This window comes from Microvirga sp. P5_D2 (genome assembly GCF_054049475.1).
Genome location: NZ_JBFUMH010000197.1, coordinates 1 through 8,187, shown reverse-complemented (window position 1 = coordinate 8,187; position 8,187 = coordinate 1). Strand labels below are relative to the sequence as shown.

The 8,187-nt window shown below is 58.5% G+C and carries 7 protein-coding genes; 3 read left to right on the top strand and 4 right to left on the bottom strand.

Annotated features, from left to right (window positions below; genetic code table 11):
- Positions 1 to 341: 341 nt before the first annotated feature.
- The 4 genes from ACXJKO_RS27585 to ACXJKO_RS27570 all read right to left on the bottom strand — a co-directional run bounded on the left by ACXJKO_RS27585 (position 342) and on the right by ACXJKO_RS27570 (position 4,898).
- Entirely contained in the window at positions 342 to 1,148 is an 807-nt protein-coding gene (locus tag ACXJKO_RS27585; protein ID WP_457094238.1) for an amidohydrolase family protein, read from the bottom strand.
- Positions 1,149 to 1,294: 146 nt separating this feature from the next.
- Entirely contained in the window at positions 1,295 to 2,236 is a 942-nt protein-coding gene (locus ACXJKO_RS27580; RefSeq protein WP_457094237.1) for a substrate-binding domain-containing protein, read from the bottom strand.
- Between the two features lie 116 nt (positions 2,237 to 2,352).
- Entirely contained in the window at positions 2,353 to 3,348 is a 996-nt protein-coding gene (locus ACXJKO_RS27575) for an ABC transporter permease (RefSeq protein WP_457094239.1), read from the bottom strand.
- A 5-nt stretch (positions 3,349 to 3,353) separates the two neighbouring features.
- Positions 3,354 to 4,898 carry a sugar ABC transporter ATP-binding protein gene (locus tag ACXJKO_RS27570; RefSeq protein ID WP_457094236.1) on the bottom strand — a complete coding sequence of 515 codons (1,545 nt, stop codon included), beginning with the start codon at positions 4,896 to 4,898 and terminating at the stop codon, positions 3,354 to 3,356.
- Positions 4,899 to 5,410: 512 nt separating this feature from the next.
- On the opposite strand from ACXJKO_RS27570, the gene ACXJKO_RS27565 reads away from it, so the two are divergent.
- The 3 genes from ACXJKO_RS27565 (at position 5,411) to ACXJKO_RS27555 (ending at position 8,156) form a co-directional block, all read left to right on the top strand.
- Positions 5,411 to 6,388 (top strand): aldo/keto reductase, encoded by a 978-nt coding sequence (locus tag ACXJKO_RS27565; RefSeq protein ID WP_457094235.1) that lies wholly within the window; start codon positions 5,411 to 5,413, stop codon positions 6,386 to 6,388.
- A 155-nt stretch (positions 6,389 to 6,543) separates the two neighbouring features.
- Positions 6,544 to 6,978 (top strand): RbsD/FucU family protein, encoded by a 435-nt coding sequence (locus ACXJKO_RS27560; RefSeq protein WP_457094234.1) that lies wholly within the window; start codon positions 6,544 to 6,546, stop codon positions 6,976 to 6,978.
- 149 nt (positions 6,979 to 7,127) lie between these two features.
- The gene (locus tag ACXJKO_RS27555) at positions 7,128 to 8,156 is read left to right on the top strand and encodes an IS110 family RNA-guided transposase (RefSeq protein WP_457094233.1); all 1,029 of its coding nucleotides are present in this window, start codon (positions 7,128 to 7,130) and stop codon (positions 8,154 to 8,156) included.
- The last annotated feature ends 31 nt before the right edge of the window (positions 8,157 to 8,187 follow it).

The following is an 8,187-nucleotide window of genomic DNA, read 5'->3' as shown; positions in this document are numbered from 1 at the left end:
GCCCGGCAGGAATGGCCCGCCTCGACAAAGTCGGACACCCGCACCCGAAGATCGAGAGAATAGCAGTGACCCATGATCCACCTCCCGTTCCAGCAAGTGAATCACAGATCGCACCAGGCCAAAACCCAGGAGTCGAATTTCCAGTCCGATGCTTTAGACCTGGGAACGCGATCGCACTGAAACATCCTCCAGGATTCAATCCACGAGCTCTACGCTCATCAATCCTGCCCCGCCTCCGCTCGATCGTGCGCTCCAGATCGAAGTGCGCGGCAACCCCGACTGTTGCGGCGTATGGACAATTGCGCTTCTCACCTTCTGTGATTGTCCTGGGCCTCCGGGCGTCAGGACAAGCCGTAAAAGCGCAGAGCCGTTCCGCCGAATAGGGCGCTCTTCTGATCCGCTGGTAGATGCCCGGTGAGGTCTTGCGCCCATTGCCACCATTGAAGATAGGTGCTGCGCAAGGTGCAAACTGGCCAATCGCTGCCGAACATCAGACGCTCTGGCCCGAAAAGCGCGAGAAGGGTCTGTAATACAGGTTCAAGGTCAGCTTCTGAAACCTGCTCTTTGCACTCGGTCACAAGGCCTGAGAGCTTGCAGTGCACATGGGGGATCCCGGCCAGTTGTGCCAAATCCCTGTGCCAGAAGCCCAAGTCACCTCCGATCGGCGGCTTGGCACTGTGATCAATGACAACTTTCAAATTCGGGTGCCGCTCGACCAGCCGCAGGAGATTGGGCAGGTGTCGTGGAAGAACAAGAGCATCGAAGCAGAGGCCGAGATCGACAAGTGCTCGATAGACGGGAGCCAGTTCCGCATTCAGCATCCAGTCATCGTCAGGGATGTCCTGCAGCATGGGGCGAATGCCGCGAAGCAGCTTGTTGGAGGCTAATTGCTCCAGCTCGTCTATGGCGTCAGGGGCCATCATGTCGATCCAGCCGACCACCCCTTTTACTTTCGGTTCGTTCTCGGCGACCGAAAGAAGATACCGGGTCTCTTCCAGGGTTGGCGCAGCCTGAACGAGGATCGCGTAATCGATGCCGGCCTGTTCCCAGGATGATCGGACATCCTCAATCGTGAAGTCGCGATAGATCGGGGCGAGGTCAGGGGTGAGCCAGCCGTAGTCGCCCCGCGACAATCGCCAGACATGCATGTGAGAATCGATGTGAGGGATCATCGAACGTGTGACCTCGGAAGCGCCGACCCGTGCGCATGACCGTGGAGTCTCGGCGATTGAAGACTGTCCTAAATCTCGGCAGAGAAGGGGAGAGGGCTGACCCCTCTCCCGATAACCGTTTCTCAATCGTAGAGAACGGCTGCTATCTTCGGGTCGCTCATGTTCGACTTGTCGTAGTAGAAGAAGCCTGTATCGATCACCTTCTCGAGCTTCTCGCCTTTGAGGGCTTTTACGGCAGCTTCAACTGTCTTGTAGCCGATCCCAACAGGATTCTGGGTGATGGCACCCGCCATGAGTCCGTCCTGTATGGCCTGCTTCTGCTGCTTGCCGGAATCGTACCCGATGATGACGAGCTTGCGGTTCATCTCCTTTGCGCCATTGACTACGCCGATGGCCGAGCCCTCGTTCGCTCCGAAGATGCCTTTGAGGCGAGGGTTCGCCTGAAGGATCGATTTCGTGATCTCGGTCGACTTCAGGTGGTCGCCGGAGCCGTATTGGACGCTCACGATCTTAATCTTAGGGTGCTTTTCCTTGATCCGATTCACGAAACCGTCGCGCCGGTCGATGCCAGTGCGGCTGGTCTGATCGTGCACCACGAGAGCAATGTCGCCTTCGTCGCCTATCAGCTCCGCCATCTTGTCGGCTGCCAGTGCCGCAGCCGCAAGATTGTTCGTGGTCGCTGTGGTCACCGGAATATCGCTGTCGACGCCGGAATCGAAGGCCACGACCGGGATCTTGGCGGATTGCGCCTTGCGCAGGAGCGGGATCGCTGCCTGGCTGTCAAGGGCTGCAAAGCCGATCGCCTTCGGATTCTTGGCGAGAGCGGCCGAGAGCATGTCGATCTGTTTGTCGACCATGGTTTCGCTGTCCGGCCCCTCAAACGTGATGCGCACGTTATTGTCTTTGGCAGCCTGTTCGGCGCCAGCCTTGACGGCCTGCCAGAACTGATGCTGGAAACCCTTCGAGACGAGCGGTATGTAGATTTCCTGGGCAGCTACGGAACCTGTAAGGCCGATGAGCGCTCCGATGCCGATTGCGCCGATGAGATTGCGTCTATTCCACATCTGTTCCTCCTGGTTATGCTTCGTTGTTGATCCTGCCGGTTAGGGGAAGGAATGTCTTGGGTGGATGGTGTAGGGTCCTGTCTGCTCCTTCATGATTGCGGGAGATGGGCTAACTTCTAGCTTTTGCGGCGCAGGATGTCGGCATAGACAGCCAGAATGATAATGATCCCCGTCACGACTGTCTGCCATTCCTGGGCGACGGAGAGGATGCGAAGGCCGTTCGTGAGCACGCTGATGATCAATGCGCCGATGATCGTTCCGAGAATGGTGCCTCGGCCACCGCTCAGGGAGGTGCCGCCGATCACCACGGCCGCGATGGCATCCAGCTCATACCCCTGGCCGAGCGCTGGCTGGGCGGAGTTGAGCCGCGAGGCGATGATGAGGCCGGCGATGCCGCAGATCCCGCCCGAAACGGTGTAGACGATGATCTTCCAGAAGTCGGTGTTCACACCCGAGAGACGCACCGCTTCTTCGTTCGAGCCCAGCGCGAAGGTGTAACGTCCGAGAGCGGTGCGTGTGAGTACGAGACTTGAGATGATCGCAACGACAAACAAGATCAGCACACCATTGGGAATCGGCAGGAAGGGCAGGATCGCTCCGATCAGAGACTCCTGCGAAATCATCGAGAAGTTCGGCGTATCATTGAAGTAGATGGGCCTGGTCCCCGAGATGACGAGGGCGAGACCCTTCAGCAGCATCATCATGCCGAGCGTCGCGATGAAGGGAGGTACTCTCATCTTGGCGATGATGGTGCCCGACACCGATCCGCACAGGGCGCCTGCGGCAATGGCCGCTAGGATGCCTACGGGCATGGGCAGGCCCCAGTAGGTCAGTACCACGCCGGCAATGACGGCGCAGAAAGTCATCAAGGTGCCGACAGACAGATCAATCCCGCCCGTGATGATGACAAATGTCGCGGCAACGGCGAGAACGCCATTCACGGCGGTTGCCTGCAGAATTCCGATCAGATTGTCGCTCTGAAGAAAGTTCTCGGAGGTGATACTGAAGACGGCCATCAGGGCGATCAGGCTGGCAAAGGCCAGAATCTTCTGCCACGTCCCCTGGCTCAGCACGGCGGACCTGACGATAGTCTGGGTGTCCTTTTCTACGATGGTCGTCACGTGGTTGATCCCCCAATCGCCGGATTCAAGGTATTTGTCGTCAGGCTATGCCGTTGCGTTGCAAGGCGCATAATGTCCTCCTGGGTTGCGCCCTCGGCAAGGAGCTCGCCCGTGAGCCGCCCCTCGCACATCACGGCGATCCGGTGGCTCATGCGCAGGATCTCTGGCAGCTCGGATGAGATCATCACGATGGCCCGACCCTGAGCAGCAAGGGTGTTCAGTAACTTGTAGATTTCGTTCTTCGCGCCGACGTCGATGCCACGGGTCGGTTCATCGAAGAACAGGATCTCGCAGTCCCGCACCAGCCATTTGGCAATCACGATCTTCTGCTGGTTGCCACCTGACAGGAAACGCACCTCCTGAGCATCTGAGGGCGTCTTGATCCGGAGCTGACTGATGTATGAGCGTGCCGTGCCGCGGATAGCCCGCGCTTTGAGAAACATGTTCAGAGAAAGGAACTTGGCTAGGCATGGCATGACGATGTTCGCCGCGACATCCATGCCGGCCGCCAGTCCGAAACGCTTCCTGTCCTCCGAGAGATAGCCGATGCCAAGCCGAACAGCGTCTTGAGGCGAGCGGATCGTCGCAGGCTGGCCTCTGACGATGATCTCCCCGCCATCGAGCGGATCGGCCCCGAAGATTGCTCGCGCCACTTCCGTGCGGCCAGCCCCCATCAGACCTGCGAAACCAAGGATTTCTCCCTTCCGCAGCTTGAAGCTGACGTCCTGAATGGCGTTGCTTCGACGGAGGTTGCGGACCTCAAGCACCACGTCATGGCCCGACAGGTCGGGAACATCTGTCTTCGTCTCGGTCAGGCTGCGTCCGACCATCATCGAGATGATGGTGTCGACGCTCGTGGAGGCGGTCGAGACCGTGCCGACATATTCGCCGTCGCGCATGACAGTGACGCGGTCGGAGATTTCCTTCAGCTCGTCCATTTTATGGGAGATATAGACGATGCCGACGCCCTCGGCTCTGAGCTGCCGGATAATGGCGAACAGCTCTGCGATCTCCGCATTGTTCAAGGCGGCCGTGGGCTCATCCATGATTAAGACCCTTGACCTGAAGGACAAGGCCTTGGCGATTTCGACCATCTGCTGCTTGGCCACTGTGAGTTCACCCACTTCGGCACGAGGATCAAGCACCAGATGCATGCGCGCGAAAATATCGGCGGCAGCCCGGTTGAGGGCCTCCTCGTCGAGCAGAAGTCCCATGGCCCGCTTCGGCTCGCGGCCGATGAAGATGTTCTGGGCGGCGGTGAGTTCATTCATCAGGTTCAGTTCCTGGTGAATGATGCTGATGCCCAAGTCTTGGGCAGCACGCGGTGATGCAATATCGACGGGCTCGCCTTCGATGAGGATCCCGCCAGCGTCCTTTCGATAAATGCCGGCAAGGATCTTCATCAAGGTCGACTTGCCAGCGCCGTTCTCTCCCATCAGGGCGTGGACTTCTCCCGAGAACAGTTCGAAGCGAGCTTTCTTGAGAGCTCTCACCCCCGGGAATGACTTGTCGAGATCCCTGATCATGACGAGCGGCGTCATGAGCAGCGCCCCACTTGGCGACATGCCATGTCATGGGTCCACTGCAGGGAACTCGAACATGTGATCGAGGCAGCATTCAAAGCGACAATGTTCGTGAGGCTGGGTGCGTCCGTTCGCATCCATGCAAAGGGACTCGGACAATCCAGAACCCAAATCACTGCGGACGCGAACAGGATCCCATCCTGTACCTGCATCTGCTCCTCCCGACCGCCCCCTATGACGGTCCTGCACCTCTAGAGCCATTCTGTGTAGCTCCTTCCGGTGTCAGATCAGTTTGAAAGCGCAATGGCTTTTCTTGAAAGGATGATATTCATGAACGTCAGAGGCAAGCAACTGGAAATGTAACTCTGGAGAGAGGCGGCAGATGGAGACCTTGTGACATAGTTTCTTTACTTCGAAGGCCTCTCCTTAAGTGGGAGCGCTTGCTGGTCCAAGTCCGGCGCCATAGGGTTGAACCTATTTCTCGGCGAGGCCGGATCGAAGCTGTCGTGTGACGTGAATGGAGTCATCAGATGTCTACCGCCCCGATTCAGAAGACGTTGCTCGAACATGCGAATCTCTCAGTATCCAGGATCTGCTTCGGGACCTCCTCGTTAGGAGACATGCCCGGGACCTACGGCTATGATGTCAGTGAGGACAGAGCTAGGGCGACCGTGCGGGCCATCTTCTCAGGTCCGGTGAATTTCCTCGATACATCGCGCATCTATGGTTTCGGCCGCAGCGAGGAACGAATTGGCGACGTCATCCGTGAGCGCGGTGGATTGCCAGAGGGATTTGTACTCTCAACCAAGCTGGATCGCGACCCAGAAACCAACCGTTTCGATGCCTCGCAGGCACGGCGATCCTTAGAGGAAAGTCTCAAGGCTCTCGGGCTCGACCGCCTCCATCTCCTTCATCTTCATGATCCGGAGCACGCCGACACGCTGGAGGCGACCACGGGCGCGCAGGGAGCCCTTCCTGAGTTGTTCAAGATGAAGGAGGAGGGGCTTGTAAACGCCGTTGGCCTTGCCGCAGGATCAGTAGAGATCATGATGCCGCTCCTGCGTGACTGGGACTTTGATGCCATGATCACCCACAACCGCTTCACCTTGGCCAACCGAAATGCGGAGGCCATGATCAGCTACGCGCATTCAAAGGGAATTGCCGTTCTCAATGCGGCACCTTACGCCGGTGGCGTTCTGGCGAAGGGTTCTGAATCATACCCACGCTACGTTTACCAAGAAGCTTCGGAAGAGGTGTTGGATCCGATCCGCCGGATCGAGACTATCTGTTCCAAACACGGTGTTCCATCTGGCGCTGTGGCTCTGCAGTTTTCGATGCGAGACGAGCGGATAACCTCGACAATCTGCGGCGTCAGCAAGCCGGAGCGGGTTGCGCAGACACTCGAATGGGCGCGTTGGCCGGTTCCGCAGGCCGTTTGGGACGACTTGGCGTCGCTTTCTTACTCAGTCGACGATCCCGAGGCGAGCCGCCAATACAATCCAGCATAGACCGCGTAGACTTAATTCAGTCTTCTCAACGTTCACGAGTATCCTCAACAAAGTGCTTATTTAGACGCCGGACCGACACCAGGAAGTGCCGGATCATCTTGTAAGAACAACACTTGAGGCTCCAATCTCGTGGAAGCATTTAGGTTTATTCGTCCATGCTGAAGAATATCGATCCCCTCCTATCTCCGGATCTGCTGATGGTGCTGCGCTCGATGGGACATGGCGATGAAATCGCCGTGGTCGATGGTAATTTTCCGGCAGCTGCCATGGCCCAGCGTCTCGTCAGGCTTGACGGGTTGTCAGCGACAGACGTGACCAGTGCCATTCTGTCGGTGATGCCTCTCGATGATTTCGTGCCAGAGGCAGCATGGCACATGGAGGTTGTGGGCGACCCTCATGCGAAACAGCCAATCTTCGATGAGTTCCGCGCCATCATTGCCCGTCACGAGGACTCGAGTTTTCGCCTCGCAGCCCTTGAGCGATTTGCCTTCTACGAGCGAGCCAAAGCTGCCTATGCAATCGTTTCAACGGGAGAAAACAGACTTTATGGCAATATAATCCTAAAGAAAGGTGTAATTCGAAATGACTGATGCTGGTTGTGAGAACGCTAGCGCAGTTTTTTGCTGTCACGTAAATAGCCAAGATAGCGCGAATGTCTCCTACTGATGCTGTGGACGGCTCCCACCCAACGGTAAGGTAGCATGGCTGCTTCGAGCAGCCAGCGACACAGGAGCAGCCCATGAGCACGGTCACCACCATTGGTCTGGACATCGCCAAGTCCGTCTTCCAGGTGCATGGCATTACCGCCACGGGTGAGGTGCTGATCAGGCGTCAGGTGAGGCGAGGGCAGGTGCTGAAGTTCTTTGCTTCTCTGCCACCGTGCCTGATCGGCATCGAGGCCTGTGCGAGTGCCCATCATTGGTCGCGTGAGTTGCAGAGCCTGGGCCATGAGGTGAAGCTCATGCCGCCGGCTTATGTCAAACCCTACGTGAAGCGGCAGAAGAACGACATGGCCGATGCCGAGGCGATCTGCGAGGCCGTCACCCGGCCGACCATGCGCTTTGTCGAGACCAAGACGTGTGAGCAGCAGAGCATCCTGATGCTGCACCGGGTGCGGCTGATGCAGATGCGCCAGAGGACCATGCTCACCAACGCGATCCGGGCCCACTTGGCGGAGTTCGGCGTGATGGCGAAGATCGGCCGCGAGGGTATCGACGAGTTGCTGCTGTTGGTCCGCGATGGCGATGAGCGCATCCCGGAGCTGGCCCGGGCCTGTGTTCTAGCCCTGGCCGAGCAACTGGTGCTGCTCAAGCGCCAGATCCTGGAGATGGACCGACGGATCACCGCCTGCCACCGGGCCAACGAAGTCAGTCGCCGTCTGGCGGAGATCCCCGGCGTGGGTCCGTTGCTCGCGTCCGCCTTGGTGGCCCATGTTCCCAACCCGAAGGCTTTCGCCTCAGGCCGGAATCTCGCGGCCTGGATTGGACTGGTGCCGAAGCAGAACTCCAGTGGCGGCAAGGAGCGGCTGGGCGGGGTGACCAAGCAGGGCAACCGCTACCTGCGCTCCATGCTGACGGTGGGCGCACTGGCAGTGATCCGTTATGCCCAGCGGCATGGAACGCGGCGCCCCTGGATCGTGCAACTGCTAGCGCGGCGGGCCACCAAGGTGGCAGCGGTAGCCTTAGCCAACAAGATGGCCCGGATCGTGTGGGCGATCATGGCCAAGGGCGAGCGCTATCGTGAGCCTGTGATCGGACAGGCGGCGTAATACCTCGTCGGACCACCCGACGGGAGCAAGG